Source organism: Pseudomonas sp. H3_A02, assembly GCF_054671965.1.
Genome location: NZ_CP162807.1, coordinates 4,804,046 through 4,822,167, shown reverse-complemented (window position 1 = coordinate 4,822,167; position 18,122 = coordinate 4,804,046). Strand labels below are relative to the sequence as shown.

The 18,122-nt window shown below is 63.2% G+C and carries 18 protein-coding genes and 1 pseudogene; 6 read left to right on the top strand and 13 right to left on the bottom strand.

Annotated features, from left to right (window positions below; translation table 11 throughout):
- Nucleotides 1–23 precede the first annotated feature (23 nt).
- Nucleotides 24–947, top strand: a complete 924-nt coding sequence (locus AB4N80_RS21170) for a LysR family transcriptional regulator (protein WP_305481451.1) — start codon at nucleotides 24–26, stop codon at nucleotides 945–947.
- Nucleotides 948–1,128: 181 nt separating this feature from the next.
- On the opposite strand, the gene AB4N80_RS21165 is transcribed toward AB4N80_RS21170, so the two are convergent.
- The gene (locus AB4N80_RS21165) at nucleotides 1,129–1,563 is read right to left on the bottom strand and encodes a nuclear transport factor 2 family protein (protein WP_122566463.1); all 435 of its coding nucleotides are present in this window, start codon (nucleotides 1,561–1,563) and stop codon (nucleotides 1,129–1,131) included.
- Between the two features lie 340 nt (nucleotides 1,564–1,903).
- A complete protein-coding gene (locus AB4N80_RS21160; RefSeq protein WP_122566464.1) occupies nucleotides 1,904–2,800 on the bottom strand; it encodes a LysR family transcriptional regulator in 897 nt (298 codons plus the stop codon).
- A 108-nt stretch (nucleotides 2,801–2,908) separates the two neighbouring features.
- On the opposite strand from AB4N80_RS21160, the gene AB4N80_RS21155 reads away from it, so the two are divergent.
- The 3 genes from AB4N80_RS21155 (at nucleotide 2,909) to AB4N80_RS21145 (ending at nucleotide 7,121) form a co-directional block, all read left to right on the top strand.
- Nucleotides 2,909–4,300: an MFS transporter gene (locus tag AB4N80_RS21155; protein ID WP_460078649.1), complete on the top strand. Its 1,392-nt coding sequence runs from the start codon at nucleotides 2,909–2,911 to the stop codon at nucleotides 4,298–4,300.
- Nucleotides 4,297–5,571 carry a glucarate dehydratase family protein gene (locus AB4N80_RS21150; RefSeq protein WP_460078647.1) on the top strand — a complete coding sequence of 425 codons (1,275 nt, stop codon included), beginning with the start codon at nucleotides 4,297–4,299 and terminating at the stop codon, nucleotides 5,569–5,571. The genes AB4N80_RS21155 and AB4N80_RS21150 overlap by 4 nt, the downstream gene beginning before the upstream one ends.
- 365 nt (nucleotides 5,572–5,936) lie before the next feature.
- The gene (locus AB4N80_RS21145; protein ID WP_122566467.1) at nucleotides 5,937–7,121 is read left to right on the top strand and encodes a porin; all 1,185 of its coding nucleotides are present in this window, start codon (nucleotides 5,937–5,939) and stop codon (nucleotides 7,119–7,121) included.
- A gap of 159 nt (nucleotides 7,122–7,280) precedes the next feature.
- Here the strand turns inward: AB4N80_RS21145 and AB4N80_RS21140 are convergent, their stop codons facing one another.
- From AB4N80_RS21140 to nirS, 11 genes and pseudogenes are all read right to left on the bottom strand, one after another.
- Complete coding sequence (locus AB4N80_RS21140; RefSeq protein WP_460078645.1) at nucleotides 7,281–8,777, bottom strand: cytochrome D1 domain-containing protein; 1,497 nt, start codon at nucleotides 8,775–8,777, stop codon at nucleotides 7,281–7,283.
- Complete coding sequence (gene cobA / locus AB4N80_RS21135; RefSeq protein ID WP_122566469.1) at nucleotides 8,774–9,616, bottom strand: uroporphyrinogen-III C-methyltransferase; 843 nt, start codon at nucleotides 9,614–9,616, stop codon at nucleotides 8,774–8,776. The genes AB4N80_RS21140 and cobA overlap by 4 nt, the downstream gene beginning before the upstream one ends.
- A gap of 37 nt (nucleotides 9,617–9,653) precedes the next feature.
- Nucleotides 9,654–10,835 carry a heme d1 biosynthesis radical SAM protein NirJ gene (gene nirJ, locus AB4N80_RS21130; protein WP_122566470.1) on the bottom strand — a complete coding sequence of 394 codons (1,182 nt, stop codon included), beginning with the start codon at nucleotides 10,833–10,835 and terminating at the stop codon, nucleotides 9,654–9,656.
- A gap of 67 nt (nucleotides 10,836–10,902) precedes the next feature.
- A pseudogene (gene ahbB / locus AB4N80_RS21125) lies at nucleotides 10,903–11,471 on the bottom strand (siroheme decarboxylase subunit beta).
- Complete coding sequence (locus tag AB4N80_RS21120) at nucleotides 11,446–11,889, bottom strand: Lrp/AsnC family transcriptional regulator (RefSeq protein ID WP_354339150.1); 444 nt, start codon at nucleotides 11,887–11,889, stop codon at nucleotides 11,446–11,448. The pseudogene ahbB (AB4N80_RS21125) and the gene AB4N80_RS21120 overlap by 26 nt, the downstream one beginning before the upstream one ends.
- Nucleotides 11,882–12,394, bottom strand: a complete 513-nt coding sequence (ahbB, locus tag AB4N80_RS21115) for a siroheme decarboxylase subunit beta (RefSeq protein WP_122566473.1) — start codon at nucleotides 12,392–12,394, stop codon at nucleotides 11,882–11,884. The genes AB4N80_RS21120 and ahbB (AB4N80_RS21115) overlap by 8 nt, the downstream gene beginning before the upstream one ends.
- Nucleotides 12,391–12,849: an Lrp/AsnC family transcriptional regulator gene (locus AB4N80_RS21110; protein WP_460078636.1), complete on the bottom strand. Its 459-nt coding sequence runs from the start codon at nucleotides 12,847–12,849 to the stop codon at nucleotides 12,391–12,393. Before AB4N80_RS21110 ends, ahbB (AB4N80_RS21115) begins: the two co-directional genes overlap by 4 nt.
- A gap of 2 nt (nucleotides 12,850–12,851) precedes the next feature.
- Nucleotides 12,852–14,030: a cytochrome D1 domain-containing protein gene (locus AB4N80_RS21105; RefSeq protein WP_122566475.1), complete on the bottom strand. Its 1,179-nt coding sequence runs from the start codon at nucleotides 14,028–14,030 to the stop codon at nucleotides 12,852–12,854.
- The gene (locus tag AB4N80_RS21100) at nucleotides 14,027–14,356 is read right to left on the bottom strand and encodes a c-type cytochrome (protein WP_122566476.1); all 330 of its coding nucleotides are present in this window, start codon (nucleotides 14,354–14,356) and stop codon (nucleotides 14,027–14,029) included. Before AB4N80_RS21100 ends, AB4N80_RS21105 begins: the two co-directional genes overlap by 4 nt.
- A 179-nt stretch (nucleotides 14,357–14,535) precedes the next feature.
- Nucleotides 14,536–14,844, bottom strand: coding sequence for a c-type cytochrome (locus tag AB4N80_RS21095; RefSeq protein ID WP_053119574.1), 309 nt, complete (start codon nucleotides 14,842–14,844; stop codon nucleotides 14,536–14,538).
- Between the two features lie 24 nt (nucleotides 14,845–14,868).
- Nucleotides 14,869–16,548, bottom strand: coding sequence for a nitrite reductase (gene nirS / locus AB4N80_RS21090; RefSeq protein WP_122566477.1), 1,680 nt, complete (start codon nucleotides 16,546–16,548; stop codon nucleotides 14,869–14,871).
- Between the two features lie 199 nt (nucleotides 16,549–16,747).
- Between nirS and AB4N80_RS21085 the strand changes: the two genes are divergently transcribed.
- Both AB4N80_RS21085 and AB4N80_RS21080 read left to right on the top strand, forming a co-directional pair.
- Nucleotides 16,748–17,551, top strand: a complete 804-nt coding sequence (locus AB4N80_RS21085; protein ID WP_122566478.1) for a CbbQ/NirQ/NorQ/GpvN family protein — start codon at nucleotides 16,748–16,750, stop codon at nucleotides 17,549–17,551.
- Entirely contained in the window at nucleotides 17,535–18,119 is a 585-nt protein-coding gene (locus tag AB4N80_RS21080; RefSeq protein ID WP_460078630.1) for a cytochrome c oxidase subunit 3, read from the top strand. Before AB4N80_RS21085 ends, AB4N80_RS21080 begins: the two co-directional genes overlap by 17 nt.
- The last annotated feature ends 3 nt before the right edge of the window (nucleotides 18,120–18,122 follow it).

Genomic DNA, 18,122 nt, shown 5'->3' with positions numbered 1-18,122 from the left:
GTTGATACGCGGTGTAATGAATCATGAAGCGTCATTTCGAAGACCTGCAGCTAGGCAGCATAGAACTGTTCTGCCTGGCGGCGGAGGCGGGCAGTTTCACGGCCGCGGCGCAGCTGGCGGGGGTGACCCCGGCGGCGGTGAGCCGCTCGATCTTTCGCCTGGAAGAACGCCTGGGCTCACGGCTTTTCGTGCGCACCACCCGCAGTATCCGCCTGACCGAAGCCGGCAGGACCTATTTCGAGCAATGCCGGCAAGCGCTGACGCAACTGGTCGAGGCGCAACAGGAAATGATGGGCGCGCAATCGGTGCCGTCCGGGCAACTGCGCATCAGCCTGCCCACCACTTACGGCCATCACCGCATCCTGCCCTTGCTGCCGGCCTTTCGGGCGCTGTACCCGCAAGTCAGCGTGGACCTGCACCTGAGCAATCGAAACATCGATTTTGTTGCCGAAGGTTATGACCTCGCCATCCGGGTGCGGGCCCAACCCGACTCGTCGATGATCGCCCGGCTGCTGGAAGACGCGAAACTGGTGGTGGTCGCCTCCCCGGAATATCTGCGTAGGGCCGGCACGCCCCAGGCTCTTGCAGACCTGGACGATCACGAGTGCATCCAGTTCGAATTGCCCAGTAGCGGGCGACGGATTTCCTGGTTGTTCAATGTCGAAGGCAAGGAAAAGGAGGTATTCGGCGAAGGGGGGTACTGTTGTTCGGACGATGTGCTTGGTGGCGTGACGCTGGCCAAACATGGCGCCGGTTTGTTCCAGACCTACAAGTTCATCGTGGAGCAGGAACTGGCCAACGGGCAATTGGTGGAGGTGCTTGCGCCTTTCGCGGGTCGCTCACGTCCGTTTACCTTGCTGTATCCCCATGGCCGGTACGTACCGCAACGGGTGCGCGCTTTTGTGGATTTCCTGTTGCAGTACCGCCAGCAATGGGCCGGAGCCTGAAGCAAGGCGTCAGGGCTGAAAAGACATCCTTGTGGCGAGGGAGCTTGCTCCCGCTCGGTTGCGAAGCAACCGCAAAAAAGGGCCGCTACGCCGCCCAGCGGGAGCAAGCTCCCTCGCCACAATGGATTACCACACGCTCAAATAATGCGCTTGCCGCAGAGGTTTCCGGCCCAGCCCCTTATCAGAACCGAAACGCCTGACGCCCGATCAGCAGCCACTTGCCATCCTTCTGCTTCTGCCAGATCTGGAAGTTCTCGATCTCCGTCGGCACCACCTCTGTGCCCTTGAGCGCCTGCGCCGAGAAATGATTGCGCACCAGCGCCACATCACCCGACAAGGTGATTTTCTGGTTCTTCATTTCCAGGGTCTTGAACGCACTCTTGCCCGTTTCAATGTCGGCGATGAAGGCTTTCTTGTCCTGGATGTTGCCGCTGGAGTGCCCGTAGGTCAGGTTCTCGGCGGCCAGCGCCTGGAGTTGGGGGATGTCTTTGTGCAGCATGGCTTGGGTCAAATGATCGACCGCCTGGGCCACTTCCTGCTCGGGCGATGTCGCGGCTGCCGCTGCATAGCCGCTGAACAGGCACAAGAAGCCGATGACCAATGTCGCTTTTTTCATGGGGATTTCCTTGTTGTTGTAGGTATCAGGAACGCGAGCGAAGCGTGCTCGTCTGTCATCGTACAACTTGTAGGGAAGGACTGGAATAGGGTGCAGGCAAACCCATCAGACACAGGGCTCAAGGGCGCTGGCCATGTGGCGAGGGAGCTTGCTCCCGCTGGACGTGTAGGAGCCGTGTAGGAGCTGTCGAGTGCAACGAGGCTGCGATCTTTCCCCAAACACTTGAATCTCAAGCGAAAGATCAAAAGATCAAAAGATCGCAGGCTTCGCCAGCTCCTACAGAGCCCAGCGGGAGCAAGCTCCCTCGCCACGGAAGTGCAGCTGGCGGTCGGAATCCGATTCACAACCCTTCCCGCACCGCCCCCCGAATCCCTTCCAGCAACATGGTGAACGCTGGGTTGTCGTTGTCCTCGCGCCACACCAGGTGCAACTCGCTCTGCACCCCTTCGCCCAGGTCGATCTCGCGAAATACCACCTGCTTGAACACCACGCTGGTGGCGCAACGCGGTACCAGGGCCAGACCCATGCCGGCGTTGACCAGCGCCAGGATCGTCAGCGACGACCCCAGCCATTGCACGAATTGCGGCGCGACCTGGGCCGAGCGCAGCATGCCGGTGAGCAGTTCGTTGAAGGGTGGGTAGGCGGCGTGGGAGTACATCAGGAACGGCTGTCCATCCAGGTCCTGGACGCTGACGGTTTCGGCGCTGGCCAGCGGATGCCCGGCGGGCACCGCCAGCACGAAGGGCTCGCGCACCAGGCATTCGGTGGCGTAGCCGGTTTCCAGCAGCGGTGAGCGGACGATGCCCAGGTCGATGCGCCGGGCGCGCAGGGCTTCGTGCTGTTGGTAGGTGTTCATCTCCGCCAGGACGATTTTGACCTGGGGTTGTTTCAGCCGGGCCTCGGCAATCACCTTGGGCAAGAACTCGTACACCGCGCTGCCGACGAAGCTGATGGTCACCGAACCGATGTCGCCCTGGGCGAAACGCCGGGCCGCCACGGCGGCTTGTTGCGCCTGTTCCAACAGGTTCTGTGCCTCGATGAAAAACGCCCGGCCGGCGGCGGTGAGCGCCACGCTGCGGGTGCTGCGGGTGAACAGCTCGACGCCCAGGTGATGTTCCAGCAATTGGATCTGCCGGCTCAGCGGCGGTTGGGTCATGTTCAGGCGTTCGGCGGCACGACGGAAGTTGAGTTCGGTCGCCACGGTGGTGAAGCAGCGCAACTGGGCCAGTTCAAACATTGATTCAATCCGAGTATCAATCAAGTGCCAAGTTAGATTAGACGGGAACAATCCACCGCGTCCATCATCCTCCCGTTCCTCACAAAAACAATGATCGGGAGGCCCCCCTTGAATAACGTAACGGACTCCACCCATGACAGCACCCTGGCGCTCGCGGCGGCCAAGGTCAAACGTCATGTCCTGCCGTTGGTGGTGGTGATGTTCATCGTCAACTACATCGACCGGGTTAATATCGGCTTCGTGCGCAGTCACCTGGAAACCGACCTGGGCATCGGCGCCGCGGCCTACGGGCTCGGCGCCGGGCTGTTCTTCATCGGCTACGCGCTGTTCGAAGTCCCGTCCAACATGCTATTGCAACGCTACGGCGCGCGGGCCTGGCTGACGCGCATCATGTTCACCTGGGGCGCGGCGGCCATGGCCATGGCCTTTGTGCGCGGCGAGACCAGTTTTTACGTGCTGCGCTTCATCCTCGGCGCGGCGGAGGCGGGATTCTTTCCCGGCATCATCTACTACTTCACCCAATGGCTGCCTGCCAATGAGCGCGGCAAGGCGATGGCGATCTTCCTGAGTGGGTCGGCCATTGCCTCGGTGATTTCCGGCCCGGTGTCCGGCGCCTTGCTGCACATCAGTGGGATGGGCTTGCATGGCTGGCAGTGGATGTTCCTGATCGAAGGTTTCGCCTCCATCGTGCTGTGCGGGTTTGTCTGGTTCTGGCTGCAATCGCACCCGAGCCAGGCCAAATGGCTGACGGCTGAAGAGAAAACCGTATTGATCGCCGCCATCGCCGAAGAGCAACGGGCCCGGGAAGCCGCGCAAGTGGTCAAGCCGTCGATGTTCAAGTTGCTGGCCGACCGACAGATCGCGCTGTTCTGTTTCATCTACTTTTCCATCGCCCTGACCATCTACGGCGCCACGTTCTGGCTACCGAGCATGATCAAGAAGATGGGCAACCTGGGGGACTTCCAGGTCGGTTTGCTCAATTCCATTCCGTGGATCATTTCCATCATCGCGATGTACGGTTTTGCCGCCCTGGCCGGCAAATGGAAATTTCAGCAGGCCTGGGTCGCGGTGACGCTGGTGATCGCTGCGTTCGGCATGTTCATGTCCACCACCGGCGGGCCGATCTTTGCCTTCGTGGCGATCTGTTTCGCGGCCATCGGCTTCAAGGCGGCCTCGGCGCTGTTCTGGCCGATTCCCCAAGGCTACCTGGATGCGCGCATCGCGGCGGCGGTGATCGCCCTGATCAATTCCATCGGTAACCTCGGCGGCTTCGTGGCGCCCACGGCCTTCGGTTTCCTGGAACAGACCACTGGGTCCATCGAGGGTGGGCTGTATGGGCTGGCAATCACCTCCCTGGTTGCCGCCGTGGTGATTTTCTTTGCCCGCACCAAGCCGGGCCGCGATACGCCGAACTCACTGTCCGGCCGACCTGAAACCGTTGCCGGTCAACCGGAAAAACCTCAAGCCTTGAACCCTGGCCCATCGGGAGCCGTTGTATGAAGATCAAACGCGTCACCGTCACTCCCATCGCTTTTCGCGATCCACCCTTGCTCAACGCCAGCGGCATCCATGAGCCGTTCGCGTTGCGTTCGATCATCGAGATCGAGAGCGACAACGGTTACATCGGTCTGGGGGAGAGCTACGGCGATGCCCCGGCCCTGGCGATCCAGCAGCAACTGCAGAGCCAGTTGATCGGCCTGGACCCGTTCAACCTCAATCAGTTGCGGGCCATCGTCCAGACGACCGTCGCCGCGCAGAAACCGGCCAGCGTTGCCGGTGCCGAACTGGCGCCGGGGTCCCACGCGAGCAAAGCGGTGAGCAATGCCTATTCGGCGTTCGAAGTGGCCTTCCTGGATTTGCAGGCCCATTACCTGAACGTGCCGCTGGTGGACCTGCTGGGCGGCGCGATTCGCGACGAGATCCCGTTCAGTGCCTACTTGTTTTTCAAGTACGCCGAGCACATCGATTCGCCGTACCCGCCAGACAGTTGGGGCGAAGCGCTCAACGAACAGCAGATCGTCGCCCAGGCCCGGCGGATGATCCAGGACTATGGCTTCAAGAGCATCAAGCTCAAGGCCGGCGCCCTTGATCCGGAGCATGAAGTCGCCTGCATCAAGGCGCTGAAACAGGCCTTCCCTGGCTACCCGTTGCGCATCGACCCCAATGGCAACTGGTCCCTGCAAACCTCGATTCGCATGGCCGAGCTGCTGGGGGATGACCTGCAGTATTACGAAGATCCGACGCCAGGGCTGGAAGGCATGGCCGAGCTGCACAAGCGCACGGGGCTGCCGCTGGCGACCAATATGGTGGTCACCGATTTTGATGAGTTCCGCCGCAGCGTGGCGCTGAACAGCGTGCAGATTGTGTTGGCCGACCACCATTACTGGGGCGGCCTGCGGGACACCCAGGTCCTGGCGAAAATGTGCAACACCTTTGGCCTGGGCGTGTCGATGCATTCGAACTCGCACCTGGGTATCAGCCTCATGGCCATGGCCCACGTGGCGGCCGCGGTGCCGAACCTGGACTACGCCTGCGACACCCATTACCCCTGGCAGGAGCCGGATGAAGAAGTGATCAAGGGCGGCAAGCTGCCGATTGTCGATGGCTGCGTGAAGATCACCCGGGCGCCGGGCCTTGGCTTGGAATTGGACCGGGATCAACTGGGCAAGCTGCATGATCAGTTCCTCAGCTGCGGCATCCGCCAGCGTGACGATGTGCGGCAGATGCAGCGCTACCGGCCGGATTGGAAGACCGTCAAGCCGAGGTTCTGAAGCCACAAAAGCAACGCGGTGGAAACCTGTGGGAGCGAGCTTGCTCGCGATAGCGGTGTGTCAGTCGACATCAATGTTGAATGATTCGCCGCCATCGCGAGCAAGCTCGCTCCCACAGGGTTGGTGGCCACCCAACGATCAACTGGCAGGACAACCGGCCCACACCCAAAGTACCGCACCCGCCAGTCTCGCCGTCTTACACCCAAACTGCCGCGCCCACCTGCATCGCAGTCTTACGTCCAAACTGCCGCGCCGGGCCCGAGCTTCCAAAGCATCCGCCAATTGCCTCCAAGGCAGTGTATGACGCGCCCTGGCGCCTTTCGATAATCGCCTCCGACATCCCGTCCCCTGTTGCGGAGCGCGCCATGCACAACAATAAAAATACCTGCCTGCGTTTTTTACCTGCGGTCATCGCCGGTCTTTCCAGCCTGGGCCTGACGCCTTGGGCCAACGCTGAAATCATGCTGTACGACAAGGACCAGACCACCTTTTCCACCGACGGCTACATCAACGCCTTTTACGTCAACAGCGACGTGGACCGCGCCGGTGAGCAGTACGACCGTCGGCAGGCGCGGGTCAAGATGGGTTTTCTGCCCAACTACCTGGGTTTCAACATGGGCAAGCAGGTCGATGACCTCAAGCTCGGCGCCCGGGCCTCGTTCTGGGTGACCATCAACGACAGCGAAACCAACGGCACCGACACCGCCATCGACGTGCGCCAGTTCTACGGCACCGTGGCCAACCCGGAGTGGGGCGAGGTATTGGTCGGCAAGGACTTCGGCCTGTTTGCCCGCTCCAACATCCTGCTGGACGAACTGCTCGCCGGTTACGGCCAGGTCAGTGACACCCTGGGGCTGGTGGACGGCGGTGGCGTCTCGTTCGGCAACATCGGCAGCGGTTATCCGTACCCGTTCCCGACCTCGCAGATCACCTACCGCACGCCAGTGATGGACGGGCTACGGGTGGCGGTGGGGATCATGGACCCGGTGGACACCAACGACAACAGCGCCACCGGCAAGGCCTACCAGGAAAACCCGCGCACCGAGAGCGAGATCACCTACCAGTTCGACCTGGGCGGGGCGAAGATCTACAGCTGGCTCAACGGCAGCTACCAGACCTCGGACAACACCGACTCCACCGTCGAATCGGTGACTTCCAAGGGCCTGGGCTATGGCGTGCAGGCGAAGATGGGTGGGTTGTCCCTCACCGGCTCGGGGTTCCAGGCCAAGGGCATCAACCCGTTCTTCACCAACAACGCCGGTGAAGCCACCCTGCGTAATGTCGACAGCAAGGGCTACCTGTTGCAGGGCTCGTACAAACTGGGCAAGAACCGCCTGGCGCTGTCCTACGGCAAGACCGATGACGACGGCAACGGCGTGGTGGGCAGTGGTGCCGATTACGAAACCCGGGGCATCGCGCTGTTCCACGACATCAACGACAACCTCAAGCTCGTGGCCGAGTACAACCAGTTCGAAATCAACGGCCACGACACCAGTGCCCAGAATGAAGACACCGATACCTTTGCGGTGGGGGCGGTGCTTACCTGGTAAGAGTTGGATCCTTTGGGTCCGACGCCGTCTGTGGGAGCAAGGCTTGCCCGCGATAGCCGCGCCGCGGTCGAGCAGCTGAACCGCGTTATCGTTCATCGCGGGCAAGCCTTGCTCCCACAGGCCTTTGCTATTGGGGGCTGCGCATCAGCCCCCTTTTTTTCAGTGGGACGTCCCCTCGGCAAACTCGATCTTGTTGCCGACGTTGTACTTGCCCGAAGGCTTGTTCATGGGCAGGCGCTTGATTTCCTTGAGGGTGTCGCTGTCGTAGACGATCAGCGCGCCATCGGTGTCCCAGATACTCAGCAGCAAGTAGCGGCCGTCGCGGGTGAACTCGACGTGGGCGGCGGTCTTGCCGGGCATGGGCCGCAGGGTGTGGGCGATTTCCAGGGTCTGTTTGTCGATCAGGTGAATGGCATCGTTGTCGGGGCCGAAGAACACATCGGTCCAGGCGTAGCGGGAGTTGGCATGGCTGCGCAGGAAGAAACCCGGCCCCAGGGTGGGGATCTGCTGGATGACTTTCCAGGTGTCGAAGTCGATCACCGAGATCAGCCCCTTGCTGATGTTGGGCGTGGCGAACACCCAGTGCCCATCGCGTTTCCAATAGGTCCCCGAGCCCAGGTGCGGCATGCCCGGCAGCGCGATATCAGAGACGATCCGCCCCGTGTCGAGGTCGATCACTTGGCCGCCCTGGGCCTTGCGCGAGGTGGCGAGCAATTGCCGGTAATCGGGCGAGAAGGAAAAATCATCGAGGTAATCCTCGGCCTCGATCCGCCGGGGCACGAAGTCCGGGTTCGGCCCGGTGGACAGCTCCCAGACCTCTTTCACGTCTTTCAAGGCCACGATGAAGCTGTCCCGCGGCGGCGCGGTATAAACCGCACTGACCCGCGAGGCCTGGCCGTTCAGCCCCACCGTTGCAACCGTCTTGACCAGCGACAGGTCACGGGCATCCAGCACCACCACGTTGCCCGGCAGGGTGTTGCCCACTAGCACCCAGCGCCCGTCCTTGCTCACCGCCAGGTTGCGGGTATTGAGCCCGGCCCGCACCTCGGCGATGAGCGTGAGGTTGTGCAGGTCATACAGGCTGATCCAGCCGTCCCGGGAGGCGAAATAGACGAAGCGTCCGTCCGGCGAAAACTTCGGTCCGCCATGCAGCGCGAAGTGTGAGGCGAAGCGCGCCAGGACCTCGAAGCGATCGCCGTCGACGATATCGACGTGATGGTCGCCAGCCTCCACCACCACGAACAGGTTCAGCGGATCGGCGTGGTGTTGGGGTTTATCGGGCAGGGCGACGACATCCGCCAGCAGGCGATGGCTGCGGCGTGTGTCGTCCTCGCTCCAGGTTGGTTCGACGGCGGGCGGACGCTGGAGATAGTGGGTCAGGCCATCGATCTGCGCAGGCGCCAGCACCGTGCCAAACGCCGCCATCTGGCTGGCCGGGCGGCCATTGGCGATCACCTGGCGGATCTCGTCGGGCTTGATCCGGCTCAGGCTCTGGGGCAACAGCGCCGGGCCGGCAGCGCCGATGCGATTGACTCCGTGGCACTGCTGGCAGTGTCGCTGGTAGTCCTGCTCAGCCAATGCCAGGTCCGGCTCAGGCACCGTGGCACCCTGGACGGCGCCGATCCACAGCAACGGGGCCAGCCAGCCGATCCTCATGATGCCACCCTCGCGATACCCGGCTGAACCAGCGTGACCGGGTGCAGGCGTGCCGGATGCTCCAGCAACTGATGGGCAAACAAACCGACCACCTTGCCGATCACCGTCAAGGTCGGTAGGCCTTCGGCGCAGACCCGCGACATGTCCGGCAGTTGCTGGAGGGTCCCGCGCAGGACCTGCTGGTCGGGGCGCGTGCCGTTGCTGATCAACGCCGCCGGCGTGTCAGCCGCCAGGCCCGCAGCCATCAGCCGCGTGGCGATGGTGCCGAGGTTTGACAAGCCCATGTAGAACACCAGGGTCTGGCTGTCATCCGCGAGGCTTTGCCAGGGCAGGTCCAAGTCGCCTTCGCGGTGCAGATGACCGGTGATGAAGCGACAGGAGTTGACCAGGTCGCGATGGGTCAGAGGAATGCCGGCATAGGTGCTGCAACCGGCCGCGGCGGTGATGCCGGGCACGACTTGGCAATTGATACCCCGGGCCAGGAGATACTCCAGCTCCTCGGCACCGCGACCGAAGATGAACGGATCACCGCCCTTGAGCCGCACTACCCGTTGTCCCTGATCGGCCAGGTCGGCCAGCAGTTCGTTGATTTGTGGCTGGGGCAGGCTGTGGCAACCGGCGGCCTTGCCGACGTAGTGCCGGGCGCAGGGCAGGGGGATCAGATTGAGCAATTGCGGGCTGATCAAGCGGTCGTAGACCACCGCGTCGGCCTGCGTCAACAGGCTCCAGGCGCGCAAGGTCAACAGGCCCGGGTCACCGGGACCGGCGCCGACCAGGGCGACTTCACCCGGTCTGAAGGGCGATTGCAGGGCAGCGGGCAAAACGATGGAGGCAGGCATGGGACTTCCTTGGTTCGTCATCAGGTTCGCCGTTGGGTTATCGGGCGCAGGGCATCGCAACGCTGGGAATCGCGTGCAGGCCAATTTCGTCATCGCTGAGGTGGCAGCCGGGGTCCTGGCCCCACAGGTCGCCGTCGGCCCAGGCGCGGGTACGGGTATTGCCGTTGCAGATGTCCAGCCAGCGGCATTGCCCACAACGGCCGCCCACGGCTCGAGGGTGTTCGCGCAGCTTCAAGAGCAGGGCGTCGGGACGCTCCAGCCAGAGGCTCTTGAACGGCGTCTGGCGAACGTTGCCCACCGAGTGCTGCCACCAATAGGTGTCGGGGTGGACCTCGCCGGTGTTGTCGATGTTGGCGATGCCGCTGCCCGACGCATTGCCGCCCCAGGCCCGCAGCATCTGCTCCAGTGCGGCGTAGTGGTGGGGCAGGTGCCGGGATACCCAGTGCAGCAGCAGGATTGCATCGGCGTCGTTGTTGCCGCTGACGAAGTCACTGTCGCGGCCTTGTTCGATGTCGTGCCAGGCCCGCTCGAAGATCAAGGTCATGGCCTCGCGACTCATTTGCTGGTGGGCATCGAGTTTGCGACTGCGCTTGCCGCGTCCGCTGTAGTTCAGATGCGACAGATAGAATTTCTGTACGTCGTATTCATTCATCAAATCCAGCAAGCGCGGTAACTGGGTATGGTTTTGCTGGGTGAGGGTGGTGCGCAAGCCGACCCGGATCCCTTGCTCGCGGCAGAGCCGGATGGCCGCCATGGAGCTGGCGAAACTGCCTTTGAGCTGACGGAATTCATCGTGGGTCGCTTCCAGGCCATCGATGCTGATGCCCACGTAATCGAAGTTCGCCGCCGCAATCTGCTGAATATTGGACGCGTCGATCAGCGTGCCGTTGGTGGACAGGGCGAGGAAAAAGCCCTTGCCGCGGGCATAGGCGCTGAGCTGGAACAGATCGTCGCGCAGCAGCGGTTCACCACCGGACAGGATCAGCACGCGCACCCCAGCGTCATGCAGGTCGTCGATGACCTTGAGCGCTGCAACGGTGTCCAGTTCATCGCGAAACACGCTGTCGGCCGATGTCGCATAGCAGTGCTTGCAGGTCAGGTTGCAACGCCTGAGCAGGTTCCAGATCACCACTGGCGGACGGGGGCTGCCCGGTGGCGCGACGCGTGGGGCGGGGCAGTGCCCGGCCAGGGCTCGCAGGTAGTGGCTGATCCTCAACATAAGTCGCTCCGTGGGAGCAAGGCGTGGTGGGAGCAAGGCTTGCCCGCGATGAAGCCGATGCGGTCCTTCATAAAACCGACGCCCCTGTTTGGCGAGCAAGCGTTGCTCCCACAGGCGTCAGGCGCAGGCCGGTTTTTTCAGGATGCGGCTGCTCACCAGCATGTCGTCGCCGGTGCAGGCGTCCCCCAGCAGGTGGCGCAAGTGTTCACGGTAACTGTCGATTTCTTCGCGACTGCGGCCATGGATCATGGCGAACAGGTTGTAGCGCCAACCGGGCCGACGCGGGCGCCGGTAGCAGTGGCTGACGAAGGGCTGCGCCCCCAGCAGGGCGCCGAGGCGCGAAATGTCGGCATCGGCCACGTCCCAGACCGTCATGCCGTTGTGGCGATAACCCAGGCGGTAGTGATTGGGCACGGCGGCGATGCGCCGGATCGCCCCTTCGGCTTGCAGGCGCTTGAGCAGGTCGAGGGTGGATTCCACGTTCAAGCCCAGTTGCTCGGCCAGCCAGGCCCAGGGGTCTTCGAGCAAGGGCAGGCCGGCCTGGGTCAGTTCCACCAGGCGCAGGGCCAGGGGTGTTTCATCCCGCCGTGGCGGCGCTTGCCACGAAGACTCAGACGGGGAAATACAGGCCGACATGGTAGGTCTCCTCTTTGGGCAGGTTCAGCGGCACCAGGCCGGTCAAATGTTCGATGCGCAGCAGGGTGTCGTGGATCGCCTGTTCGCTGGGGCAGGCGAGCACGAACCACATGTTCCAGGTGTGCTCGCGGCGGTAGTTGTGGGCGACTTCGGGCATGTCGGCGAGCAGCTCGGCGATGGTGTCGAAGCGCGGCTCGGGCACCGCCAGCGCCGCCAGGGTGAACGTACCGCCCAGGCGATCGATGTCGAACATCGGGCCGAAGCGGGTGAGTACACCGTCGTTGAGCAGCTCATGCAGGCGGTCGAGCAACTCGCTACTGCTGCTGTCCAGCTCTTGGGCCAGGGCTTGCCAAGGGTGGCGCACTAGGGGCATGCCCAGTTGCAGGCGATTGATCAGGCGACGGTCCAGGTCATCCATCGATACGGGCTCCGGCCGGTGCGGCGAAACGTCCACCGCATTGCTTGAACAACTGCGTGCTGAACAGCAACTGGTGGGGCAGGTCGTCCAGCAGATGTTCTTCAAGCAGCGCCTGGACCTGAGCCTCGACACGGTCACGCTGGCGTCCGTGGATCATGCAGAACAGGTTGTATTGCCACTGGGGCAGGCGCCGCGGGCGCTGGTAGCAAAGACTGATGCCGGGGGCCTGACCGAGGCGACGGCCGACTTCATCGACCAAGGCGTCCGGCACGTCCAGCACCAGCATGGCGTTGGCGGCAAATCCCAGGGCGCGATGGTTGACCACCAGGCCGACGCGCCGGAACAGCCCCTGTTCATGCCAGCGCTGCACCTGCTCGAGCACCTGTGGCTCGCTGGCCTCGATCTGCTCGGCCAGCGCCTGGAAGGGACGCGGTGTCAGGGGCAGGCCGGTTTCCAGTAGACGGCGCAGTGCCAGTGACTGTTGCTCGCTCAGGGCGTTTTTCATGAGATGGCCTCCAGGGCAAAGCCCAGGTCGATGCGGTAGGCGGTGAGCATGGGCAGGTCCAGTGGCGTCAGACCGGTGTCGCGTTCCAGTTCGTGGAGGATGTTGTCCAGGTGCGCCCGGTTGGGGCCGGTCAGCACGAACCAGAGGTTGTAGCGATGCTCCCGGGCGTAGTTGTGATTGACTTCCGGGTATTGGCTGACGCGTGCCGCTACCTGGTGCAAACGCTCTTCGGGCACGGCCAGGGCGGCGAGGGTGCTGGCCCCGGCCCGGGTGTGTTCGAACACCGGACCGACCCGCGATAAGGTCCCGGCGACTTGCAGGTGGTGCAGGCAGTTGATGACCTGCGCCTCGCTGCAGCCCAAGGCCTGGGCCATGGCTTGATAGGGCTCGGCGCACAACGGCAGGCCATGCTGGAATCGATCGATCAGGCGCCGGGCCAGTGAGTTGGGTGTCATGGTCAGTACCCCGGCTTGTGCGCACGGCTGCTGAAGAAAATGCCGCTGGGGCTCAGGGCCGGCAGGCTGCCCAGGCGCTCGAGCCGATACGGGTCCCAGACCTGGACCTCGCCACCGTCCCGGGCCGACAGCCACAGTTGGTCGCCCCGGGCGGTGAACTCCATGTGCAGCACGGCCGGGCCGGGCCGCAGGTCGGCGACGATGGCGTGGGTCTGGGTGTCGATGACCTGGACGCGGTCGTTGTCCGGGTAGGCAAAGTTGACCCACAGCTGCCGGCCGTCCGGTCGCGCCGTGACGAATACCGGTTGGCCGGCCACGGCGATGGCGTCGGTCTGCTGCCAGTCCTGGGCATTCATCACCAACACCTGGTGATGCCCGACGGCAGGCACGAAGGCTTGCTGGTCGGCCAGGGCCCAGCCTTCCAGATGCGGCATTTTGTACACCGGGAGTCGCGCCTGGCCGCGCCCGTAACGCCCCAACACCCGTTTCACCCCGCGCTCCGGATGCCAGAGATCGAGTTGGGCCATGCCGTCTTCACCGAACAGCCCGGCCATGTAATAGCGCCCGTCCGGGGTGATCAGGGCGTCGTAGGGTTGCAGCCCGATGGCGGTGAAACGCTCGATGCGCGGGGTGAGGCCCTGGCTGAAGTCGGCGGTCCAGATTTCGCCGGTGTCGAACAGGCTGAACACGAAACGTTGTCCCGGCGCATCCACCAAGCCGACCACCCGTGAACGTTTTTGGCCGCCGGGCAACGATGTGGCCGGGATGTCGGCGACTTGTTCCAGGGTCTGGGCATCGAACACCTTGACACCACCGGGCTCGTAGTTGGAGACGGCGATCAGCTTGCCGTCCTGGCTGATCGCGCCGCCGATGCTGTTGCCGCCCTGGATGATCCGGCGCTCGATGCGCGCGCCCAGCAGGTCGACTTTGCTCAGGCCACCATCACGGCCGAACACATAGGCGTAGCGCTGGTCACGGGAGAACACCACCGAGGCGTGGGATAAATCGCCCAGACCTTCAACGCGGGCGAGGGCGGTGCGGGTGTCGCTTTCGATGATTTGCAGGCTGCCGCTGGCGCGCTCCACCACCACGCCCAAGTCGCCGGTGCCGCGCAACGGTGTCTGGGCGCAACCGCAGAGCAGCAGGGCGATGGCCGTGGAGGACAGGAAGGAACGGATCATGAGGCGGGTTTTCCTTGAAGGAGCCGGTCCACCAGCCAGCAAATGTCGTCGGGTGAAAGCAACGCTGCCCAACCGGGCATGGCACTGCCGGGCCGTCCGAGGGTGACGGTGGCGATGAGGCTGTCGCGGGATTTTCCGGCCAGGGCTTCGTGGGTCAGGGGCGGGCCGAGGCCGCCGGTCAGGTACAGGCCGTGGCAGGCGCCACAGTCCTGGTCCAGCAGGTGTTGCAATCGGGCCTGGCGCTGGCTGTCGGGAGCGGCCAGCGCGCAGGAAGAGAAAACAAAGAGGAGGGTGGTTATCAAGGTTGCAGAGCTGTGTCGTTCCATGACGTCCTCCTGAACAAGAAATAAAGTCGCGCACGGCCTTTGTGGCGAGGGGTATGTGGGAGCAAAGCTTGCTCGCGAAACAGCCGCCTTGATCTCTGAAAGACCGCATCGCAGCCATCGCGGGCAAGCCTTGCTCCCACATAACTCTCCTCGCCACAGGGAGATGCCCTCAGTCAAAGTTATTTAAGGGTCAAGACCCACGCCGCCAGGATCTTGGCTTCCTCTTCCGTCACCGGATTGGCCGGCATCGGCATCGGTCCCCAGTTGCCTTGCGTGCCTTCCTTGATGTGCTTGGCGAGCACGTCCTGGGCCCCGGCGACGCCGGCGTTTTTTGCCGCGACCTCCTTGAGCGCCGGGCCCACCACCTTGGTGTCGATGGAATGGCAGGCGGCGCAGGGTTTGCTCTTGAACAACGTCGGGCCGTCCTGCGCCAACGCCGGCAGGCTGTAGGCGGCAGTCAAGGCCAGGGCAATCAGAATAGGCTTCATGGTTTTTCCTCTTATTGATGGGGCTCAATAGATGTCGTGTTGGGTGTTGTAGACGTTGAATTTCCCGGTCGGGGTGATCAGGCGCTTGTCCTTGATCACGTTCTTGACCTTGAGGGTCTTGTCGTCGATCACCACCAGCGCCGACTCGTCTTCCTGACCACTCCAGACCGAGAACCAGACCTCGTCGCCGGCCTTGTTGTATTCCGGTTGCACCACGCGCAACGCGCCTTTCTTGATGCCGGCGTATTCGGCAATCGGCAGCACGGTGTAGCCGGCGTCGAGCTTGTCGATGTTGAACACTGCCACCGACTGGCTGAGCTTGGTGTCGGGGCTGAGGGTGGTGTCGACATACAGGTGGCGCGACGCGGGGTGGGTCTTGATGAACAGCGAACCGCCACCCTGGCCCTGCAGCGAAGCGACCTGTTTCCAGGCGTATTGCGGATGCTTGGCCGGGTCGGTGCCAATCAGCGAAACCCCGGCATCGCCCAAGTGGCTGGTCGCCCAGACCGGCCCATAGAGTGGATGGTTGAAGTTGGCGCCGCGGCCCGGGTGCGGGGTCTTGCCGACGTCCACCAGGGCGGTGAGCTTGCGTTCCTTGGAGTCGATCACCGCAACCTTGTTGGAGTTGTTGGCGGCCGTCATGAAGTAGCGATGGCTGCTGTCCCAACCGCCGTCATGGAGGAACGGCGCGGCGTCGATGCTAGTGATGGTGAGGTTCTTGATGTCTTGGTAGTTGACCAGCATCACCTTGCCGGTTTCCTTGACGTTGACGATGAACTCCGGCCATTCGTGGGAGGCGATAATGGCCGCGACGCGAGGCTCGGGATGGTATTGCTGGGTGTCGACGGTCATGCCCCGGGTCGAGACGATTTGCTTGGGCTCCAGGGTCTCGCCGTCCATGATGGTGAACTGCGGCGGCCAGTAGGAACCGGCGACGGTGTACTTGTCCTCGTAGCCCTTGAACTTGGAGGTCTCCACCGAGCGGGCTTCGATACCGACCTTGATTTCCGCGACCTTGGTCGGCTCTTTCGGCCACAGGTCTATCATGTCGATCTTGGCGTCCCGACCGATCACCAACAGGTAGCGGCCCGACGCCGAGATGCGCGAGATGTGCACCGCGTAACCGGTGTCGATCAGCTTGACGATTTTCTTGCTGTCGCCGTCGATCAAGGCGATCTTGCCGTCGTCGCGCAGGGTCACCGAGAACAGGTTCTGCAGGTTGAGGCTGTTGAGCTGTTTGGTCGGCCGGTCTTCAGGCTTGACCAGGACCTTCCAGGTCTTGAGGGTTTCGGCCATGCCCCATTCCGGCGGTGTCGGCGGGGTGTGCTGGATGAACTTGGCCATCACCGTGATCTGGTCTTTGGTCAGGGCGTTGGAGGTGCCCCAGTTCGGCATGCCCGCGGCCGAGCCGTAGGTGATCAGCGCTTCCAGGTAAGCCTGGCCGCGAGACTGGGTGATGTCGGGTGTCAGCGGTTTGCCGGTGGCGCCTTTGCGCAGCACCCCGTGGCAGCCGGCGCAGCGCTGGAAATAGATTTCCTTGGCCGAGTCGAAGTCGGCCTGGCTCAGGTCCGGCGCGCCTTCGGTCTTGACCACGCGGGACGGTTCCGGCGTGGTGGGTTGGTCGGCGAAGGCGTAGGGAGCAACCAGCGCTGTACACAGCGCCGTCACCCTCAGGGCCCACGTTTTTTTGTGGCTGATCAGCATTCCATTTCTCCTCAGGCATGGCCCGCGCTGCGCTGTAGTTGACGTTCGGCGCGCAGGTTCTTGGTGCGATGCAAGGCTATGCCCAGGGCGGTGGTGAGCCGCTTGACGGCGATCAAGTTTGCCGGCCGCCGCCCTTGCCAGGTTGTCGCAGGGCACCGTAGCGTGACCGCCAATCGTGTTGTCTGATCAGGCCCCCGCCATGAACGCTATCCACACTTTGCAGCACCCCGACGAACCCTTTTATCAACCCCAGGACAACGAGCAGGCGCTGTTCGAACAGGCCTGGCATCACGGCATGCCGGTGCTGATCAAAGGCCCCACGGGTTGCGGCAAGACCCGTTTCGTCCAGCACATGGCCCATCGGCTGAAGCTGCCGCTGTACACCGTCGCCTGCCACGATGACTTGAGCGCGGCCGACCTGGTGGGCCGTCACCTGATCGGCGCCCAGGGCACCTGGTGGCAGGACGGCCCCTTGACCCGGGCCGTGCGTGAGGGCGGTATCTGCTATCTGGATGAAGTGGTCGAAGCGCGCCAGGACACGGCGGTGGTGCTGCACCCGCTGGCCGATGATCGCCGGCAGTTGTACCTGGAGCGCACCGGCGAAGTGCTGCAGGCGCCGCCGTCCTTCATGCTGGTGGTGTCGTACAACCCCGGTTACCAGAACCTGCTCAAGGGCATGAAACCCAGCACGCGCCAGCGTTTCGTGGCGATGCGCTTTGGCTATCCGGCGGTGGCCGATGAAGAGCGCATCGTCGCCCGCGAGGCGGGCGTGGACATCGCCCTGGCGGCCCAGGTGGTGCGGCTCGGGCAGGCGCTGCGCCGGCTCGATCAGCACGACCTTGAAGAGGTGGCCTCGACGCGCCTGTTGATTTTCGCCGCGCGCATGATCGGTTCCGGCATGGACCCGCGCCAAGCCTGCCTGGCGTGCCTGGCCGAGCCGTTGAGCGACGACCCGCAGACCGTTGCCGCGTTGATGGATGTGGTCGATGTCCACTTCGGCTGAAACCGCTGGCGTGTCCCGGCGCTTGCCCGGGGATCTGGCGATGTGGTTTTTCATCCTCGCCGAGTTGTCGGTGTTTGCGCTGTTGATCCTGGCGTTCACCGTTGCCCAGGCGTTGCATCCGCAGATGTTCAGCGAGGGCCGGCAGTTGCTGGACCGGTCCACGGGGCTGGCGATGACCCTCAGCTTGTTGACTGCCGGCCTGCTCGCCGCCCTGGCCCAAGAGCAAGTCAGGCACGACCGACCGCGTCGAGCCGCGCTGTTATTGTGCGGGGCGTTGTTGCTCGCCTGCGGCTATGTGGCGATCAAACTCACGGAGTACGCCCATCTGTTGGCGAACGGCTTGGGGATGGAGCACAACACATTCTTCACCTTGTACTGGATCCTCACTGCGTTTCATTTCCTCCATGTGCTACTGGGCATGGTGATCCTTGCCTGGCTTGCCGAGGGTTGCCGGCGAGGTCGCTATGGGTCGCAGTGCGACAGTGGGCTGGAATCCGGTGTGCTGTATTGGCACATGGTGGATCTGGTCTGGGTGCTGCTGTTCCCGGTTGTCTACATTCTCGGTTGAGCG